Here is an 18,955-nt window from a genome sequence, read left to right as displayed (position 1 = left end):
CGGAAGTAGTTCAGTGGTAGAATACAACCTTGCCAAGGTTGGGGTCGCGGGTTCGAATCCCGTCTTCCGCTCCAATAAAATTTTATATGGCGGCATAGCCAAGTGGTAAGGCAGAGGTCTGCAAAACCTTTATCACCGGTTCAAATCCGGTTGCCGCCTTTTCTTTTGTGCCGATGTGGCGGAATTGGCAGACGCGCACGACTCAAAATCGTGTTCCTTCGGGAGTGTCGGTTCGACCCCGACCATCGGTATCATGAACGGCGTAAAAAAGCTCTATACAATTAGTATAGAGCTTTTTTTGTTTTCTTTTCATTACATGACAAAATAAGCAGAAAAAATATTGTATATACAATATTTCTTTCGAGTACTCTAGAGAGAATTTCTCCACCCCGGTGACATGAAGTTAAATCCGATACCACCAGTAGATATTAGTACATTATCAACGGTTAAGTTTGTAATCTCTAAAAACTTCTTTTTGTTAAATTATACTAGGTGCTTCTAAAATTCGTAATAAACGTAGGAATTCATGTATAATATAACTTGTCGAAAGAACAAAATGATAGTGATTTATATTATGTCTATAATATGAATCAAAAATGAACTTTTTATATTTCTTTTAAAAATGTGTTGAACACACATTATATTTCATATTAATATTTTTATGTAGATTTAAAACGGGAAAGAGAGTGGAAAGTATGGGCCGTAAATGGAACAATATTAAAGACAAAAAAGCATCAAAAGATGCAAATACAAGCCGTATATACGCGAAATTTGGGCGTGAAATTTATGTGGCAGCAAAACAAGGCGAGCCAGATCCAGAATCAAACCAAGCGCTAAGAGTTGTATTAGAGCGTGCGAAAACATACAATGTTCCAAGAACAATTATTGATCGTGCGGTTGAAAAAGCAAAAGGCGGTTCAGAAGAAAATTATGACGAGCTTCGTTATGAAGGATTCGGACCAAATGGAGCTATGGTTATTGTAGATACACTTACAAATAACGTAAACCGTACTGCAGCAGATGTACGAGCTGCATTTAGCAAAAACAGTGGTAATATGGGTGTGAACGGTTCTGTAGCTTACATGTTTGATGCGACAGCTGTTATCGGCCTTGAAGGTAAAACATCAGATGAAGTTCTTGAAATTTTAATGGAAGCAGATGTAGATGCACGTGACATTCTAGAAGAAGAAGATTCTGTTATCGTGTATGCTGAACCAGATCAATTCCATGCAGTACAATCTGCACTTAAAGGTGCTGGCGTTGAGGAGTTTACAGTTGCAGAATTAACAATGCTTGCACAAAGTGATGTAACACTTCCTGAAGATGCTCAAGCACAATTTGAGAAAATGGTTGATGCATTAGAAGATTTGGAAGATGTTCAACAAGTTTATCACAACGTAGACTTAGGAGAGTAATACGATAGATGACCCTTTTCGCTTAGCGGATAGGGTCTTTTTTTATGAAGTTAATTAAGGTGATGAAGTATTAAAGGTATTTTGTTGTAGGTAGTGAATATGATTATAGGGATATATAAAATATTCATTATCTCTAGGAGGCTTAATATGGAACATAAGACACCAAAGCATATAGTTGCTGTAGCAGGTTATTTAACAAATGAAAAAAATGAAGTGTTATTAACAAAAGTGCACTGGCGAGCTGATACGTGGGAGTTGCCAGGAGGACAGGTAGAAGAAGGCGAAGCGCTCGATCAAGCTGTCTGTAGGGAAATAAAAGAGGAAACAGGATTAACGGTGAAGCCTATCGGAATTACAGGGGTTTATTATAATACCTCTATGCATATTCTAGCTGTTGTTTTTAAAGTAGCATATATAAGTGGTGAAATAAAAACTCAACCTGAAGAGATACAAGAGGCTAAATTTGTTGATTTAAATGAAGAGAACATAGATGAGTATATAACGCGTCCTCATATGAAATCCAGAACGCTTGATGCAATGAGAGCAACACATTTTATTCCGTATGAAACGTGGGAAGTACAGCCGTATAATTTAATAGGAAGATTGTAAAGAAAAGAGTAGCCGATTTGAGATACATTCGAATCACTACTCTTTTTTGTATACTGTTTAAGAAAAAGGTCAAAATAATAATAGCACTAGTATTGATTTATAGAACGTTTGTTCTGTATAATAAATCTATATGTTATATACATTTAGATTACTAGATAGTCAAAAGTATATATATTTGTAGATGATATAATTAAAGTGTAAAGTGAAAATATAATAGTCTTAAGGGTTTCTCTTTTATTGGTTATTCGTGCTTTAACATAACCTATATTCAATATTTCAGATGAATAGTAGATAAAAAAATACTGTGATACAATACTTTTTTATCCCACTATTTGCTGGGTAGTAAGCCTGATTGATGAGGGCTCATTAAAGTTTCACTTTATACCTTACAATGATGTAAGGTACGTGTAAGAGAAATCGATGGGATATTTTTTTACAACAATGTATTCTTAAAGTAAGAGTTATATGCTGTGTGGAAAAGAGGTGTTCAAGATGAAAGAACGAGTATTATCTAGGGTGAACTATCATCAAAAAGTTGCATTAAATCCAATGACTAAACTTTTTTATAAAGCCATTATATTATTATTATTGTTAAGTTGTACGTTATTATTCATTGGAAATGTAATGATTGAGAAAAGTGATATTAGTAAATTACATGTACCGGCTAAGTTAGAGGTGCCAGAATCATTAACACATGCATTTATTGCGACAGAAGATAAAAGATTTTATCATCATAACGGTTTAGATTATATAGCAATTATTAGAGCCTCAGTTGAGAATATAAAGGCTGGTGGTGTCGTGCAAGGAGGAAGCACGATTACACAACAGCTATCTAAAAATGCTTTTTTAACAAATGAACGTACATTTTCTCGTAAGTGGAAAGAGATTTTTTATACGAAAAAAATTGAACGCACATTTACGAAGGATGAAATTTTAAAATTATATGTAAGTAATATTTATTATGGAGAAGGAGCGTGGGGAATTGAAAAAGCAGCAAACCTTTACTTCGGTAAAAAGGTGAACCAATTAACGTTGGCTGAAAGTGCAATGATGGCTGCTGTAGTAAAAGCACCTGCTTATTACTCACCTGCCCAAAACTATGATAAAGCAGTAGAGAGACGAAATGTCGTTTTGAGACTAATGGAGAAAGAAGGCTATATAAGCCATGATGAGTATGTTCAAGCAGTTAGTGAGAAATTAGTAATTCGTCATGATATAAAAATAGAGCAGTCGATGTTAAATAGCGCGCGTAAAAAAGCAGTAAGTTAAGAGAAGTTCCTACAGAGGAGCTTCTTTTTTTGAATAAATTGTGACAAATTGTGACACAATATCGTCACAATTATTGTGTTTTTGTAATTTATGTGAGCGTGTTCATTGCGTGACGTATATAAGTGTTGATATTATGTGTATTGTGTACAATGCTGTATACAGAATATGAATTTAAAGAGGAATGTATATGAAATCAAATAAACTCATGGCTCTTGGTATAGTTTTTTCTATCGCAGTATTGATTGTAATTGGAACAATTGCGTATAGCATCATAAATGACAAAAAAGATAAAGGGAATGAGATGTTTGCTTATTCTACGCAACAATCTTTAGGGAAAGATGATGCTCCAGTTAAGGTAGTTGAATTTGGAGACTTTAAATGTCCTGCTTGTCGTACTTGGGATGTAACAGTATTACCTCGATTAAAAGAAGAGTATATTGATAAAGGCAAAGTGCAGTTATATTTTATTAACTTCCCATTTATCGGAAAAGACTCGGATTTAGGTGCAGCAGCTGGTGAAGCAATTTATAAACAAGATAAAGATTCATTCTGGATCTTCTATGATGAGATTTATCAAAATCAAAAGAAAGATACGGAAGAATGGATTACAGAAGATTTGCTTCTTAGCATTGTGAAAGAGAAACTTCCAAAAGTTGATGTAGAGCAATTTAAGAAAGATTTACACAGTAAAGACATTAAAGAAAAAGTACGTAAAGATTCAGATCGTGCTCAAAAATTAAAAGTTCAAGGTGCTCCTTCTGTATATGTAAACGGAAATCTTGCAAACCCTGATTTCGATAGTATGAAGAAGGCAATTGATAAAGAATTGAAAAAGTGATGAGGTCTCTCATCACTTTTTCGACTTTTTTCGATAAAATTCTTGCCTCTACTTTTTTTACATGCTATACTACTTTACATAAGTTATTCTAATATCTTATATGTAATTCATATTTGCGGGTGTAGTTTAGTGGTAAAACAAGAGCCTTCCAAGCTCTGGTCGAGAGTTCGATTCTCTTCACCCGCTCCAAATTTTATTAAATGTTTTTCTATAAATTGTGATCAACGCAGTGTTTCGTTTCCGAGATAAACGAGGCATTGCGTTTTTTAATGTTTGAAAAACCTAATTACATGCGAAAATAGAAGTAAATAATAGTATTCCAAAAGTGAATTACTAACCAATAGAGTCGTTACATAAGGGATGGATTCATCTGAGGAGGCGATTAAGAGTGGATTTTGAACAATTAAAGCAAGATGTAATTGCGTATAGTAAAACAATTGGCATAGATAAAATAGGCTTTGCGAGTGCTTCTCCTTTTGAGGAATTAAAGCAGCGCTTAATCCAGCAACAACAATTAAATTATCAATCTGGATTTGAAGAGCCTGATATAGAGAAGAGAACGAATCCGCAACTGTTATTACCGGGTGCTAAATCAATTATTGCGATTGCTTTAGCATATCCTTCAAAATTAAAAAATGCACCATTAAGTAAGCGTGGAGAACGCCGTGGGATTTTTTGTCGTGCTTCTTGGGGACAAGATTATCATCTTGTTTTACGAGATCGTTTGCAAAAATTAGAAGCATATTTAATTGAAAAACTTCCGGATATAGAAGTGAAATCCATGGTTGATACAGGTGAATTAAGTGATCGAGCTGTATCAGAGCGTGCAGGCATTGGATGGAGCGGTAAAAACTGCTCTATTATTACACCTGAATTTGGTTCGTACGTATACTTAGGGGAAATGATTACAAATGTTCCATTCCCGCCAGATAAGCCGATAGAAGATCAATGCGGGGGCTGTACGAAATGTATTGATATTTGTCCTACCGGTGCTTTAATACAGGGGGGACAGTTAGATTCGAAGAAGTGCATTGCGTTTTTAACACAGACGAAAGGATTCCTACCTGAAGAATATCGCGATAAAATAGGAAATCGTATATATGGATGTGATACGTGTCAGACTGTTTGCCCGAAAAACAAAGGAATGGATTTTCATAATCATCCTGAGATGGAGCCGGATCCTGAGCTAGTTAAACCATTATTAACGCCACTTTTAACAATTAGTAATCGTGATTTTAAAGAGAAATATGGGATTATGTCAGGGTCATGGAGAGGGAAAAAGCCACTGCAAAGAAATGCGATTTTAGCATTAGCACATTTTAAAGAAACATCGGCAATTCCTGATTTAATTGGTGTTATGAAAGATGACCCAAGACCAGTACTACGCGGAACGGCAGCATGGGCACTTGGGAAAATTGGCGGAGATGGAGTAGGCGAAGCGATTGAGAAAGCGATGGAACGTGAGAAAGATGAAGAAGTGCTTCATGAAATGAATCGCGGGCTTGAATTGTTAGCACAGAAAAAAGAGTAGATAATATTTCCCTTTTTCATATTGTAATATGGGAGGGAGACAGAATGGTTGTAAAAACGAAGATTGAAAACCAAGTACAACAATTTTTAGCATATATAACGGAGAAAAGAACGAATGTGGATGGTATTGCTGAGGATTTACTACAAATGGCACTGAGAAAGAAACAATTGTTTCAAAGACGTAGTGCACATATAGTGAAAGCAACTGCGGATGTTTCTTTCATTAGACAATTAAATAGTAATGACCATCAAGAAATTGATTATCAAATACATTTTAAATATTTAATTAAGCATAAAGAATTATTTTATATTGAAGAGGAACAATTAAAACGAAGAGTTTGTTTAAATAATAGTCGGATTATAGGCGATTATGCTATTGAAGTGTCAGAAGAAATTAGAATGGGTGAGACATTAGAAAGGGAAATTACGAAAGAGAAGTACGGTTCTTATCAGTATAATCGTTTAGAGGCAGTGAAATATGCAGAGCGTTGGTGGGATGACCGAAATCCTATGTATCGTAATTTCCCTGATAATTGTACGAATTTTATTTCTCAATGTCTTCATACTGGAGAAGTACCTATGAGCGGATATCCTAATATTCGTAAAGGATGGTGGCAAAGGGAGAATCAGTGGAGCTGGAGCTGGGCTGTTGCACATTCTTTTTATTGGTATTTGTCAGGTGCTACAACAGGACTTCGAGCAGAGGCGGTAGAGAGGCCAGAAGAACTTATTCTTGGAGATGTCATTGCTTATGATTTCGAGGATGACGGAAGATGGAATCATACGACGATTGTAGTAGCAAAAGATGCAGATGGTATGCCGCTTGTAAATGCACATTCAGCGAATAGCCGTCGACGTTATTGGAACTATGAAGACTCTAGTAAATATACACCACAAATGAAATATAAATTCTTTCATATTATTAATGGGTAGAGATTTTTCGCTCAAGTGGTATAATACGTAGTAGACAAAAAACAGAGGTGAATATCGCGTGGGAGTACATGTTGTTTTATATCAGCCAGAAATTCCAGCAAATACAGGGAATATTGCTCGTACTTGTGCAGCAACTGGAACAGAATTACATTTGATTAGACCGCTTGGATTTTCAACGGATGATAAAATGTTAAAGCGTGCAGGATTAGATTATTGGCAGCACGTAAAAATTACGTACTATGATTCAATTGAAGAATTTTATGAAAAAAATAAAGACGGTGAATTCTTCTATTTAACAAAGTATGGCGAGAAAGCTCATACAGCGTTTGACTATAGCAAGCGCGAGAAGGATTACTATTTTGTATTTGGAAGAGAAACAAACGGCTTACCAGCTAATGTAATCGAAGAAAACTTTGATCATTGTTTACGTATTCCAATGACAGATAAAGTACGTTCATTAAATTTATCTAATACAGCAGCAATTTTAATTTATGAAGCGTTCCGTCAACAAAATTACCCTGGATTAGATTTAGAAATCGTTTATTAAAAGTCGCCATATGGCGACTTTTTTTTATAAAATAAAAATAATATATAATCATACATTTAAAAGAGAGGACATAATCATATAGAATGGGATATATGATTAAAAATAGATAAGACGGGTTGAGATAAATATGAAGGAAGAATATAGTAATCAAAATACCTTTTTAAGTATGATAGATATGGATTTAATTAGACAAGGATTATTACATGCTATTCAAGATTTAGTATTCATATTGAAAGTTATTGATAATGAAACGTTTCAATATATGTATGTGAATAAAATAGGAATGGATTATGCTAGGTTAAGCGAAGAGTGCTATGGAAAAACCTTTGCAGAAGTATTACCAAAAGATATAGCGGGGATATTGCAAAGGCAATATGCAAAAGTAGTGAGAGAAGCGAAAGCACACACCTTTTGTGATGTAGTCAATTTACCAAAAGGTGAGATACACTATGAATCTTCACTTAATCCTGTCTGCGACGAAGAAGGAATATGTCAATTTGTTATTTGTATTACAAGAGATATTACAGCTCAAATTGAGGAGAAGACAGAGATAGAGGAAAAACAAATGTTATTTAAGTCGTTACTGGAATATAATAATGACTCAATTATATCTATAGATTCTATAGGGAGAGTTACATATGCAAATCCGGCAACGTATGAAATATTTGGATACCGGTATGAGGAATTAAATAATAAATTTATTTTTGAATTCATTAATAAAGAATATGAAAAAGATTTTCAAATTATATTTAAGGGATCGATGCAAGGAAAAGCAAAACAAATTGTTTCAAAGAAATATGTTCATAAAGAAGGGTACGAGCTATATATTTCTTTGAGAACTATCCCGATTATTGTGAACGGTGAAATTGTTGGGATTTATATTGTTACGAGAGATGTTACAAGGCAAGTATTAAACGAAATGCGAACAGAATATTTAGCTTACTATGACCAGTTGACGGGATTAATGAATAGAATTTCATGTACAAATAAGTTAAATACTTTTTTAAATGAGAGTGTAAATTTTGCACTTGTATTTATAGATTTAGATGAGTTTCATCGTATTAATGATACATTTGGTCATAAAGAGGGAGATAAAGTATTACAAAAAGTTACAGAATGTTTAAGTAATCTAAAAATAGAAGATATGCACTTATTTAGAGAACACGATGATCAATTTGTTATGTTGATAGAAAATATAACGAAAGAATATGTAGAGGAAGTTGCAAAAAGCATATTAAAAAACATTAGTGAATATTTTGTAATCGAAGAAGAAGATGTATATTTAAGCGCGTCAATTGGAATTGTAATGGCTCCAACAGATGGAGAAGATGAAAAAATACTATTTCAGAGAGTCGATGCTGCTTTAGAAAAAGCAAAAGAAAAAGGAAAAGGACATTATCATTTTTATTGTAGTGGATTAGACTGTGAGCGTGAACAAAGGTTTATAATAGAAAACCAGTTACATCGTGCTATAGAAAAAAATGAATTTTTCTTATATTATCAGCCACAAATTAATATTGAAACGAAAAAAATAGCTAGTATGGAAGCTTTAATAAGGTGGGAGAATAAGGAATTAGGATTTGTTTCTCCAAACCAATTTATCCCGTTGGCAGAAAGAACAGGATTTATTATTAAGCTGGATGAATGGGTAGTAAATCAAGTGTGTCAGCAATTGCGCGAATGGTTAAATAAAGGGTATGATGTGGTCCCAATTGCAGTTAATATTTCAGCTAGACACTTTCGTTCTATTACATTAATAGAGATGATTACACGGGCTTTAAATAAGTACAATGTACCAACTCATTTATTAGCGATAGAGGTTACAGAAGGAGCTCTTATACATAAAGATATATCGAAGAGAGTGTTACTACAATTAAAAGAGCAAAATTTAAAGATTCATTTAGATGATTTTGGAACAGGCTATTCATCTTTAAGTTATTTAAAAACATATCCAATTGATACTTTAAAAATTGATCGTTCTTTTATGGAAGGTATACATATAGATGAACGTGATACGAATATTACAGCTGCAATTATTCATTTAGCTCATACTTTAGAATTGAATGTAATTGCAGAAGGAGTAGAAAAAAAGGAGCAAATACAGTTTTTGAAAGAAAAGAATGTGAAGCTTGTACAAGGTTATTATTATAGCCGACCACTATCCAAATATGATATGGAAAATATGTATTATAAATAAAAAATGATGTGCTAAAAGCACATCATTTTTTATGTGTACCTGGTTTGTCATTGTAACCGGATGTAAAAATAGCTGTAAGAAATGTGAGTGATACACCTAAAATTAATAATAATTTCATACTAATATCCTCCTTACTTTTTTCGGTTCATGAGTTTTATTTATTATCCAAAATGTATGTAAGGTTCTTAGAAGAAAAGAATTTATTTATAATGAATAGCAGTGTAAAAACGTTAATACCTATATTATACAGAATTTTCTTTGAATTTTGGAGAGAATTTTAGTGTGCTATTATATATTTCGTTTTGATTTAAAGAATGTTTAAGGACATCCTAGCATACCTTTTATAATAATCCGATTGAACAAGGAGATGGGGGAGGAGCTATAATGGATATTCTAAAAAAGATTGAACAGCATCGAGCAGCAGAAGAGCGTTTACAATGGGAAGGTACGTTTGCGGAGTATTTGGAGCTTGTGAAAGAAAGACCATGGGTGGCTCAAACAGCACACTCTCGCATTTACAATATGATAAAAGATGCTGGAATTGAAGAAGTCGATGGTAGAAGAAAGTATAACTTCTTTAGTAATCAGCTCTTTGGATTAGAGGATGCTCTAGAACGTCTTGTAGAGGAATATTTTCATCCATCTGCAAAACGATTAGATGTTAGAAAAAGAATTTTATTATTAATGGGTCCTGTTAGTGGAGGGAAATCAACGTTAGTTACAATGTTGAAACGAGGATTAGAAACATATTCAAGAACAGATCGCGGAGCAATTTTTGCAATTAAAGGATGCCCAATGCACGAGGATCCACTGCATTTAATTCCACATCATTTACGAGATGATTTCTTTGATGAGTATGGGGTTAGAATTGAAGGGAATTTATCACCACTAAATGTCATGCGTTTAGAGCAAGAATACGGATCGAGAATTGAGGATGTAGTTGTAGAGCGTATTTTCTTCTCTGAAGATCGTCGTACAGGGATTGGTACATTTAGCCCGTCTGATCCAAAATCACAAGATATTGCAGATTTAACAGGTAGTCTGGACTTTTCTACGATTGCAGAATATGGTTCAGAATCAGATCCGCGTGCGTATCGATTTGATGGAGAATTAAATAAGGCAAACCGAGGAATGATGGAGTTCCAAGAGATGTTAAAATGCGATGAGAAGTTTTTATGGCACTTATTATCGCTTACGCAAGAAGGGAATTTCAAAGCGGGAAGATTTGCGCTTATTTCAGCAGATGAATTAATTGTAGCGCATACGAATGAAACAGAGTATCGCTCATTTATAGCAAATAAGAAAAATGAAGCATTGCACTCAAGAATTATTGTAATGCCAGTTCCTTATAATTTACGAGTAAGTGAAGAAGAACATATTTATGAAAAAATGATTCGTGAAAGTGATGTATCGAATGTTCACATTGCACCACACACACTTCGCGTTGCAGCAATGTTCACCATTTTAACTCGTTTAAAAGATCCGAAGCGTCCGGATATTGATTTAATTAAAAAGATGCGTTTGTATGATGGAGAAACGGTAGAAGGTTATAATGCGATTGATGTAGAAGAATTACAACGCGAATATCAAGATGAAGGTATGAAGGGTATTGATCCTCGTTATGTCATTAACCGAATTTCGTCTACAATCATTCGAAAAGAGGTACCATCTATTAACGCGTTAGATGTACTTAGATCTTTAAAAGATGGGCTAGATCAGCATCCATCCATTAGTAATGAAGACCGTGAACGTTACATGAACTTCATCTCATTAGCGAGAAAAGAATACGATGAAATCGCGAAGAAAGAAGTACAAAAAGCGTTTGTTTATTCATATGAAGAATCAGCTAAGACGCTTATGGATAATTACTTAGATAACGTCGAGGCGTACTGCAATAAATCGAAATTACGTGATCCGTTAACAGGAGAAGAAATGAGTCCAGATGAAAAATTAATGCGCTCAATTGAAGAGCAAATTGGAATTTCAGAAAATGCTAAGAAAGCGTTCCGTGAAGAGATTTTAATTCGCATTTCTGCTTATGCCCGTAAAGGAAAACGCTTTGATTATAATTCACATGAACGTCTTCGTGAAGCGATTCAGAAAAAACTATTTGCTGATTTAAAAGATATAGTGAAAATTACAACGTCAACGAAAACGCCGGACGAAAATCAGCTTAAGAAAATCAATGATGTTGTTGCGCGTTTAATTGATGAGCATGGCTATAATTCTTCTTCAGCAAATGAATTACTACGCTATGTAGGTAGCTTGTTAAACAGATAGTTTGATAACAAAACGCTGTCTCTTGTATTTTGCGGGACAGCGTTTTATTATCCGTTCATATGTGTATAAAGTGTCATACCTTGTCCAAATGTAATAAATTAAGATGCAATTTTATGAATTTATTGTCAATTATTTTTACAATATGCATATGATAGAGTAACCAACCATTCATACGAAAAAAGCCAACACAATACAATATGTTGCAAAGTAAAAATATGTGCAACAATGCATTGTGTTTCTTTCTTATCAGTGGCTGAATATTTCTTTCTATTATGTGAGTGGCAAAATTTTGTTTAGGATGCTCGGGGTATTGTATGAAAAGCGTTATAAATGTTTATGGGATGATTTTCTGTGGGCAGTTACCTTTCAAACATTCTAGCTTGCACATTACAGAACAAAATTTATAGATTGCTGTTCATACAGGAAGACAATTACAGTAAGGAGGGAAAGGAATGGGCGAAGAAAATCAACCAAATTATACGATTTCACAGGAAAACTGGTCCCTCCATCGCAAAGGATATGACGACCAACAGCGCCATCAAGAAAAAGTACAAGAGGCAATTAAGAATAATTTACCCGATCTTGTAACAGAAGAAAGTATAGTTATGTCTAATGGCAAGGATGTTGTAAAAATACCAATTCGTTCTCTAGATGAATATAAGATTAGATACAATTATGATAAAAATAAACATGTTGGGCAAGGAAACGGTGACAGCAAAGTTGGTGATGTCGTTGCGAGAGATGGATCAGGTGGTCAAAAACAAAAAGGGCCAGGAAAAGGGCAAGGAGCAGGAGATGCAGCTGGGGAAGATTACTATGAAGCTGAAGTCTCTATTTTAGAATTAGAGCAAGCGTTTTTCAGAGAGTTAGAATTGCCTAATTTAAAGAGAAAAGAAATGGATGAAAACCGGATTGAACATGTTGAATTTAATGACATTAGAAAAACAGGATTATGGGGAAATATCGATAAGAAAAGAACAATGATATCCGCATATAAACGAAATGCAATGAGTGGTAAAGCATCTTTTCATCCGATTCACCAAGAAGACTTAAAGTTCCGCACTTGGAATGAAGTATTAAAGCCAGATTCAAAAGCTGTTGTATTAGCGATGATGGATACGAGTGGATCGATGGGAATATGGGAGAAATATATGGCACGTAGCTTCTTTTTCTGGATGACAAGATTTTTACGCACAAAGTATGAAACAGTAGATATTGAATTTATTGCCCATCATACGGAGGCAAAAGTAGTTCCAGAGGAAGAGTTTTTCTCAAAAGGAGAAAGTGGCGGAACGATTTGTTCTTCTGTATACAAAAAAGCACTCGAACTTATCGATAATAAATATTCACCAGACCGCTATAATATTTATCCATTCCATTTTTCAGATGGTGATAATTTAACATCAGATAATGCTAGATGTGTAAAACTTGTTGAAGAGCTAATGAAGAAGTGTAATATGTTTGGGTATGGGGAAGTGAACCAGTATAACCGCCATAGTACACTCATGTCAGCCTATAAAAATATTAAAGATGAAAACTTTAGATACTATATTTTAAAGCAAAAAGCAGACGTATTTCATGCGATGAAAAGCTTTTTTAGAGAAGAATCAGGTGAGAAAATGGCATAACCTCTTTTAAAGAGGTTCTTTTTTTGTAAACTTTTTATTTTTCTAGTTGACAATGATAATGAAAATCATTATCATTTATTCGAGAAATGATTACATTTCGAATTATATATTTCGGAGGAGATGTAAAATTGAAACAAAATAAAAGAAAACGTATAAATGCAATGATTATAGCGGCGGCGTTATCACTTCCGTTTGCTGTTTATTCAACACCTGCTTTAGCGGCAGTAGCAATTGAGGCGAATAAAACGGGACAAGGTTTAGAAGATGGTACATATGACGCTGTTATTAAAGCGTATAAAGATAAAACGAATGAAGAGTCTATGGCAGCTGTTTATATAAAGGATCCGAAATTAACAATTGAGAATGGAAAGAAAATTGTAACAGCAACGTTAAGTGATAGTGATTTCTTTCAATACTTGAAGACAGAGGATATTCACACTCCAGGTGTGTTTCATGATGTAAAGGTCATATCAGAAGACAAAAAGAAAAATGGGACGAAGGTTATTCAATTTGAAGTTGGAGAATTAGGAAAAAGATACAATATGCAAATGCATATTTATATTCCAACGATGGCCTATGACAATAAGTATCAAGTACAGTTTGAAGTAAATACATTGAATTTAGAGAACAATGTTCCAGAAAAACAAAAGGAAAATAAAGAGGATAAAGTGGATCAACAAGATGGAATTGGAAATGTAATAGTAGATAAGCAACTACAAAGGCATATTAATAAATATAATTTGAATAGAGAAAATCTAGATACCCCAATAACTAAGGAAGATTTATTAAAAGTTAAATCTTTAATAGTCGTTGAAGCTAAAAATAAAGGAATACAAGACGTAAGCGGTCTAGAATATATGACGAACTTAGAAAACTTAACTTTGGAAGAAGTTAAGTTAAAAAATATAAAATTTATCTCGGGATTGAGACAATTAAAATCATTAAGTATAACCTATGGTGAACTTGAAGATATTGGACCTTTGGCTGAGTTAGAGCATATTGAGTTTTTAACTTTGAGAAACAATAAAATCTCAGATTTAAGCCCATTAAGCCAAATGAAGAAGATTAAAATGCTAGATTTAAATAGTAATTATATAAAAGATATTAAACCATTATTTACAGTGAAATCTTTAAGGACTTTGACTGTGGCAAATAATCAAATTAGTAATGATAACCTTGCTGGAATTGAGCAATTGAAAAATGTAAAAAACTTATCTTTAAGTAACAATGGACTTACGAATATTGAACATATTACATCAATGAAAAAATTAGTAGAGTTAGATCTTGCTAAAAATGAATTAGAAAACATCGAACCTTTATCAAGATTATCTACTGTACAATCACTTAATTTAGAAGAAAACTATATTTCAGATATAACGCCACTTAGTCACTTAACAGACTTATATGATTTAAAGCTAGGTTCAAATGAAATTCGTGATGTTAGACCTGTTCAAGAGCTAGGAAAAAGAATATATATCGATATTCAAAGACAAAAAATCTTTTTAGATAATGTAGAAAGAGATAAGGAAGTTAAAATACCTATCTATAATTTACAAGGAGAGCCACTTGATACTATTCAATTGAAGAGTGAAGATGGGATAGTTAATAATGGTTCTGTTAAATGGGGGACTACTGGTGAAAAAACATATGAATTTACGTTGGATATAAAGCCAGAAGAGAATCGTATTAAGTTTAATGGAACAGTAATTCAAAATGTTGTTGAAAGATTAGACGAAATCAAGGAAACAATAAAAGAGGATAATGAACAAAAGGAAAATGTAATTCTCGATAAAACTTTACAACAACATATTAATAAAGAGAATTTAGGTAGAGAGAATTTAAACGCTCCTATTACAAAAGAAGATTTATTACAGATTAAAAAATTAGAGATACTTAAAGAAAATGGAAATGAGATAAAAAATATAACAGGTTTAGAGTACATGACGAACTTAGAAAAACTCACTTTAGAAGGAGTAGGCCTGAAAAATATTGAGTTCATCTCAAACTTGAAACAATTGAATAATGTGAATGTATCTCATAATCAAATTGAAGATATAACACCACTATCTTCATTGGAAAATTTACAGTGGTTAAATCTTGCGGACAATCATATTAAAGATGTAACGGTTATTGGTTCCATGCTAAACTTATTTAGCTTAAATTTAGCTGGGAATGAGATTCGTGATGTAAGGCCGTTAATACAATTAGGTCAGTGGTTTACAATTGATGTTGGAAGACAAAATATCATTTTAAATAATGCAAAAATAAACGAAGAAATTCAAGTTCCTGTATATGATTTAGAAGGAGAAAGTATTGAAAATATTCAATTGGCAAGTGAGGGAGGGACGTTTAATAACGGAGTAATAAAATGGAATACCCCAGGTGAAAAGGTGTATAAATTTGATTTAGATTCTGATGAAATTAGCATAAGGCTTAACGGAACGGTAATTCAAAATATAATTGAAAAAGAAGAAGTGAAAGAACCAGTAAAAGAAGTTGAAGAAACAAAAGAAGAAGAAAAAGAGCCGGTAAAAGAAGTTGAAGAAACAAAAGAAGAAGTGAAAGAGCCGGTAAAAGAAGTTGAAGGTACAAAAGAAGAAGAAAAAGAGCCAACAAAAGAAGTTGAAGAAGCGAAAGAACCAAAGAAAGCAGTAAAAGAATCAGCAACAGGATTGGATCAAGAGCCAAAAGGGAATAATCAAGTTGTTGAAAACGAGGGAAGAAAAGCAGACACTTTAAATAAACAACATACTAATAAGCCAGAGGAAGGCAAGAAATTTTTACCATCAACAGGCGGTGAAGCTAGCACTTCGACTTTACTTTCTGGCATAACACTTGTTCTTTCCGCACTAAGTATGTTCGTATTTAGAAAGAGATTATTTAAGAAATAAATAACGTTTAATCTTATTATTATATATAATTAATTTTTGCTTTTTTGAGAAGACATTATCATGGCGGTTTTATTAGAAACATGCATATGATGATGTCTTTTTTTACTAGAGAAGGATATTACTAGTGATTGTCTAAGGGTATTAGAAAAGGAGGGGAAGTTATGCATATTAATTCTATTTCAAAGATCGAAGAAGCTACAGAATTTATTTCGATGATGAATAAAGATATTACGCAGCATGTTGGTTATTGCGGGGAAAATCATGAAGAAATATTGGACGCTATTCTTCATGGTTTTTCTGATATAGGGTGGGAGAAGTCTTTTGTCGTTTCTTATAATGATAATAATGAAATTGTAGGTGTATTAGGATTTGATATAGATAAGGTAAGCGAAAGTGCGGAGATTTGGGGGCCTTTTATTATAGCTTCGAATTGGGGAGAGATTGCTTTAAGTATGTGGAAGAAACTTATCGAGAAAATTCCACTTCATATTCAAAAGTTTCATGGATTTTATCACGTGAAAAATAGTAATGGCATCGACTTTATGAAATATTTACAAGCTAAAAAACAAGAGAAACATAGCGTTTTAATTTTAAAGAAAACTAATGTGGAGCAATGTACAATAAATCAAGTAGAGGAAGCATCTCAACAAGTATTTGAGCAGTTTATTGTTTTACATAATAATATTTTTCCTAATACATATTATGAAGGAAATGAAATCATTGAACGTTTAAGTGATACGAATAAATTATTTGTAAGTATGAAGAATGGTAAGTTAGAAGGTTATGTATATGTTGAAGTAAATCCGGAGTTTCATGAAGCGAATATTGAATTTATTGCAACCGCTGAAAATAGTAGAAGAAAAGGTGTCGGAGAGCGGATATTACAAGGGGCAATTCAGTATATTTTCTCCTTCCAAGGGATGAGAGAGATAGTACTATGTTTGAATACGAATAATGATCGTGCGATGAAATTGTACAAGAAAGTAGGTTTTGAGGAAAAAGCATGTTTACAACACTATATAATAGAGTGAAAAACCCATTCATATGAAAATGATATTTCATATGAATGGGTTTTATTACGGATTTAGAAGTGATTTGAGGTGCCAATCGTTACATAACCTTTTTTATTTTTTTCGGCACTTCTTTCGTTTGCAAATTAACATCTTCTTTTCGTAGCTCTTTAAAGAGTGAAGTAACCATAAGAACGACTACAATAGAAAATGGTAGCGCAGCAATTATAGCTGCGATTTGTAGTGCATTTAATCCTCCAGCTTGTAATAAAATAGCGGCAATTATCGCGATTGTTAATCCCCATATAAGTTTTAAACTATTTTTCGGTGATAAGCTTCCGTTACTCGTTTGCATGGAAACGACAAATGTTGCTGAATCGGCAGAAGTAACGAAAAATGTGGCTACTAGAATCAACCCGATAATCGTTAAAAATGTAGAGAATGGTAAGTGTGAAATAACAGCAAATAATCCAATCTCTGTACCATTTTTTGCAATTTCATCAGCTATTCCAAGCGATTGGAACATTTCCATATGGATTGCGGTACCACCAAATACTGCAAACCAAAATGTACAGATAAGAGTCGGGACTAATACAACTCCAAAAATAAATTCTTTTATTGTGCGCCCTTTAGAAATACGAGCGATGAATGTACCGACGAATGGAGACCAAGAAATCCACCATCCCCAATAGAAAATAGTCCAGTTTTCAATCCAAGAAGAAGATTTTTCATTAAATGCTCCTAAATTTAATCCCATACTAGGTAAAGCGCCGATATAAGAACCGAGTGTAGATGTGAAATATTTCATAATAAATACAGTTGGTCCTAAAAGTAAGAAAGAGATGAGTAAAATACCTGCAAGAGAGAAATTCAAGTTACTCAAATATTTAATCCCACGATCTAAGCCAGTTTGTGCACTCGTTAAATATAAAACAGCGAAGATAGCTATAAGTACGAGCTGAGTAAGTAAAGTGTTATGAATGGAAGGGAATAAATAGCTTAATCCTCCAGCAATTTGTTGAGCACCAATCCCAACAGATGGCACAATGCCAAATACTGTGGCTAAAACAGCTAGAATATCAACTGTTTTTCCGATACGAGAATTTTTCGATCGATTAAATAATGGAGTAACTGTAGCCCCGATAGTGCTACCTTTTTGTTTGCGGAATGTGAAATATGCAATTGTTAAAGCGACCATTGCGTATAGTGACCACGGAAAGAGTCCCCAGTGGAAAAATGAATATTGCATAGCGAGTTTGGCACTTTCCTCTGTCCCCGCTTTTCCTGTTAATGGATCTGTAAAATGTGAAATCGGTTCAGCGATTCCATAAAAGAGGAGTCCAATTCCCATTCCTGCCCCAAACAACATGGATAGCCAAGATGGATAATTATATTTTGGCTTTTCTCCATCTTTACCAAGACGAATAGAACCGTACTTAGAAAATGCTAAATAAACAGCCAAAATAATCATTGTAGTCATAAGTAGAGAGTAAAACCACCCAAATTTATTGAGGATAAATGAGTTTAAAGAAGATGTAACACTTTGTAAATCGTAGCCTTGTATCCAACTTGCTGGGGTAATTCCCCATATAATGAATAATGTTGTTAGCAAGAAGGAGATATAAAATACACTGTTTTCTTTTTTTATCATAGAATCCCACCCTTATTTAATAAAGTTAACAATTATAATAATCATAACAATTAAGTTTTTAATTGTCAAAAAATTACCTTTTTATAATGTGAAAGGATGCAATTTGTTTTAGGGAGGTAAAGAGCAATGTGTTCACGATATGTACAAATTATAGGAA

The 18,955-nt window shown here is 33.5% G+C and carries 13 protein-coding genes, 3 tRNA genes and 1 pseudogene; 15 read left to right on the top strand and 2 right to left on the bottom strand.

The window, feature by feature from the left end; genetic code table 11:
* The first annotated feature begins 88 nt into the window (after positions 1-88).
* Together QO049_RS23770 and QO049_RS23765 are read left to right on the top strand one after the other, a co-directional pair.
* Positions 89-159: transfer RNA gene (locus QO049_RS23770), tRNA-Cys, on the top strand.
* A gap of 10 nt (positions 160-169) precedes the next feature.
* A tRNA-Leu gene (locus tag QO049_RS23765) sits at positions 170-251 on the top strand.
* A gap of 118 nt (positions 252-369) precedes the next feature.
* On the opposite strand, the pseudogene QO049_RS23760 reads toward QO049_RS23765, so the two are convergent.
* Positions 370-477 (bottom strand): annotated as a pseudogene (locus QO049_RS23760) (DUF3884 family protein); the annotation flags it as partial.
* Positions 478-695: 218 nt separating this feature from the next.
* Between QO049_RS23760 and QO049_RS23755 the strand changes: the two are divergent.
* From QO049_RS23755 to QO049_RS23695, 13 genes are all read left to right on the top strand, one after another.
* Positions 696-1,415 (top strand): YebC/PmpR family DNA-binding transcriptional regulator, encoded by a 720-nt coding sequence (locus QO049_RS23755; protein WP_000532952.1) that lies wholly within the window; start codon positions 696-698, stop codon positions 1,413-1,415.
* Between the two features lie 147 nt (positions 1,416-1,562).
* Positions 1,563-2,024, top strand: coding sequence for an NUDIX hydrolase (locus tag QO049_RS23750; protein WP_000400456.1), 462 nt, complete (start codon positions 1,563-1,565; stop codon positions 2,022-2,024).
* Between the two features lie 492 nt (positions 2,025-2,516).
* Entirely contained in the window at positions 2,517-3,293 is a 777-nt protein-coding gene (locus tag QO049_RS23745) for a transglycosylase domain-containing protein (protein WP_000664715.1), read from the top strand.
* A gap of 187 nt (positions 3,294-3,480) precedes the next feature.
* Positions 3,481-4,131, top strand: coding sequence for a DsbA family protein (locus QO049_RS23740; RefSeq protein WP_000841306.1), 651 nt, complete (start codon positions 3,481-3,483; stop codon positions 4,129-4,131).
* 115 nt (positions 4,132-4,246) lie between these two features.
* Positions 4,247-4,320 (top strand) — tRNA-Gly (locus QO049_RS23735).
* Positions 4,321-4,519: 199 nt separating this feature from the next.
* Complete coding sequence (gene queG / locus QO049_RS23730; RefSeq protein ID WP_000345216.1) at positions 4,520-5,662, top strand: tRNA epoxyqueuosine(34) reductase QueG; 1,143 nt, start codon at positions 4,520-4,522, stop codon at positions 5,660-5,662.
* 44 nt (positions 5,663-5,706) lie between these two features.
* Complete coding sequence (locus QO049_RS23725; RefSeq protein WP_000260592.1) at positions 5,707-6,594, top strand: amidase domain-containing protein; 888 nt, start codon at positions 5,707-5,709, stop codon at positions 6,592-6,594.
* Positions 6,595-6,652: 58 nt separating this feature from the next.
* Complete coding sequence (trmL, locus tag QO049_RS23720) at positions 6,653-7,141, top strand: tRNA (uridine(34)/cytosine(34)/5-carboxymethylaminomethyluridine(34)-2'-O)-methyltransferase TrmL (RefSeq protein WP_000538147.1); 489 nt, start codon at positions 6,653-6,655, stop codon at positions 7,139-7,141.
* Positions 7,142-7,268: 127 nt separating this feature from the next.
* A complete protein-coding gene (locus QO049_RS23715; protein ID WP_000657169.1) occupies positions 7,269-9,338 on the top strand; it encodes a sensor domain-containing protein in 2,070 nt (689 codons plus the stop codon).
* Between the two features lie 384 nt (positions 9,339-9,722).
* Complete coding sequence (locus QO049_RS23710) at positions 9,723-11,618, top strand: PrkA family serine protein kinase (protein ID WP_000353273.1); 1,896 nt, start codon at positions 9,723-9,725, stop codon at positions 11,616-11,618.
* A gap of 452 nt (positions 11,619-12,070) precedes the next feature.
* Positions 12,071-13,246, top strand: a complete 1,176-nt coding sequence (yhbH, locus tag QO049_RS23705; RefSeq protein WP_000503518.1) for a sporulation protein YhbH — start codon at positions 12,071-12,073, stop codon at positions 13,244-13,246.
* Between the two features lie 128 nt (positions 13,247-13,374).
* Entirely contained in the window at positions 13,375-16,137 is a 2,763-nt protein-coding gene (locus QO049_RS23700; protein ID WP_284489543.1) for an NEAT domain-containing protein, read from the top strand.
* A gap of 161 nt (positions 16,138-16,298) precedes the next feature.
* Positions 16,299-17,168, top strand: a complete 870-nt coding sequence (locus QO049_RS23695) for a GNAT family N-acetyltransferase (RefSeq protein ID WP_000547924.1) — start codon at positions 16,299-16,301, stop codon at positions 17,166-17,168.
* Positions 17,169-17,247: 79 nt separating this feature from the next.
* Here the strand turns inward: QO049_RS23695 and opuD are convergent, their stop codons facing one another.
* On the bottom strand, positions 17,248-18,798 hold the full coding sequence (opuD, locus tag QO049_RS23690; RefSeq protein ID WP_000591579.1) for a glycine betaine transporter OpuD: 1,551 nt from the start codon (positions 18,796-18,798) through the stop codon (positions 17,248-17,250).
* Between the last annotated feature and the right edge of the window lie 157 nt (positions 18,799-18,955).

Origin of the sequence: Bacillus sp. RB3 (assembly GCF_030164735.1) — a bacterium.
In the GTDB taxonomy this organism is placed as follows: Bacteria; Bacillota; Bacilli; order Bacillales; family Bacillaceae_G; genus Bacillus_A; species Bacillus_A cereus.
Note: the sequence above shows the minus strand (reverse complement) of the source record. Positions and strands in the feature narration are given on the sequence as shown.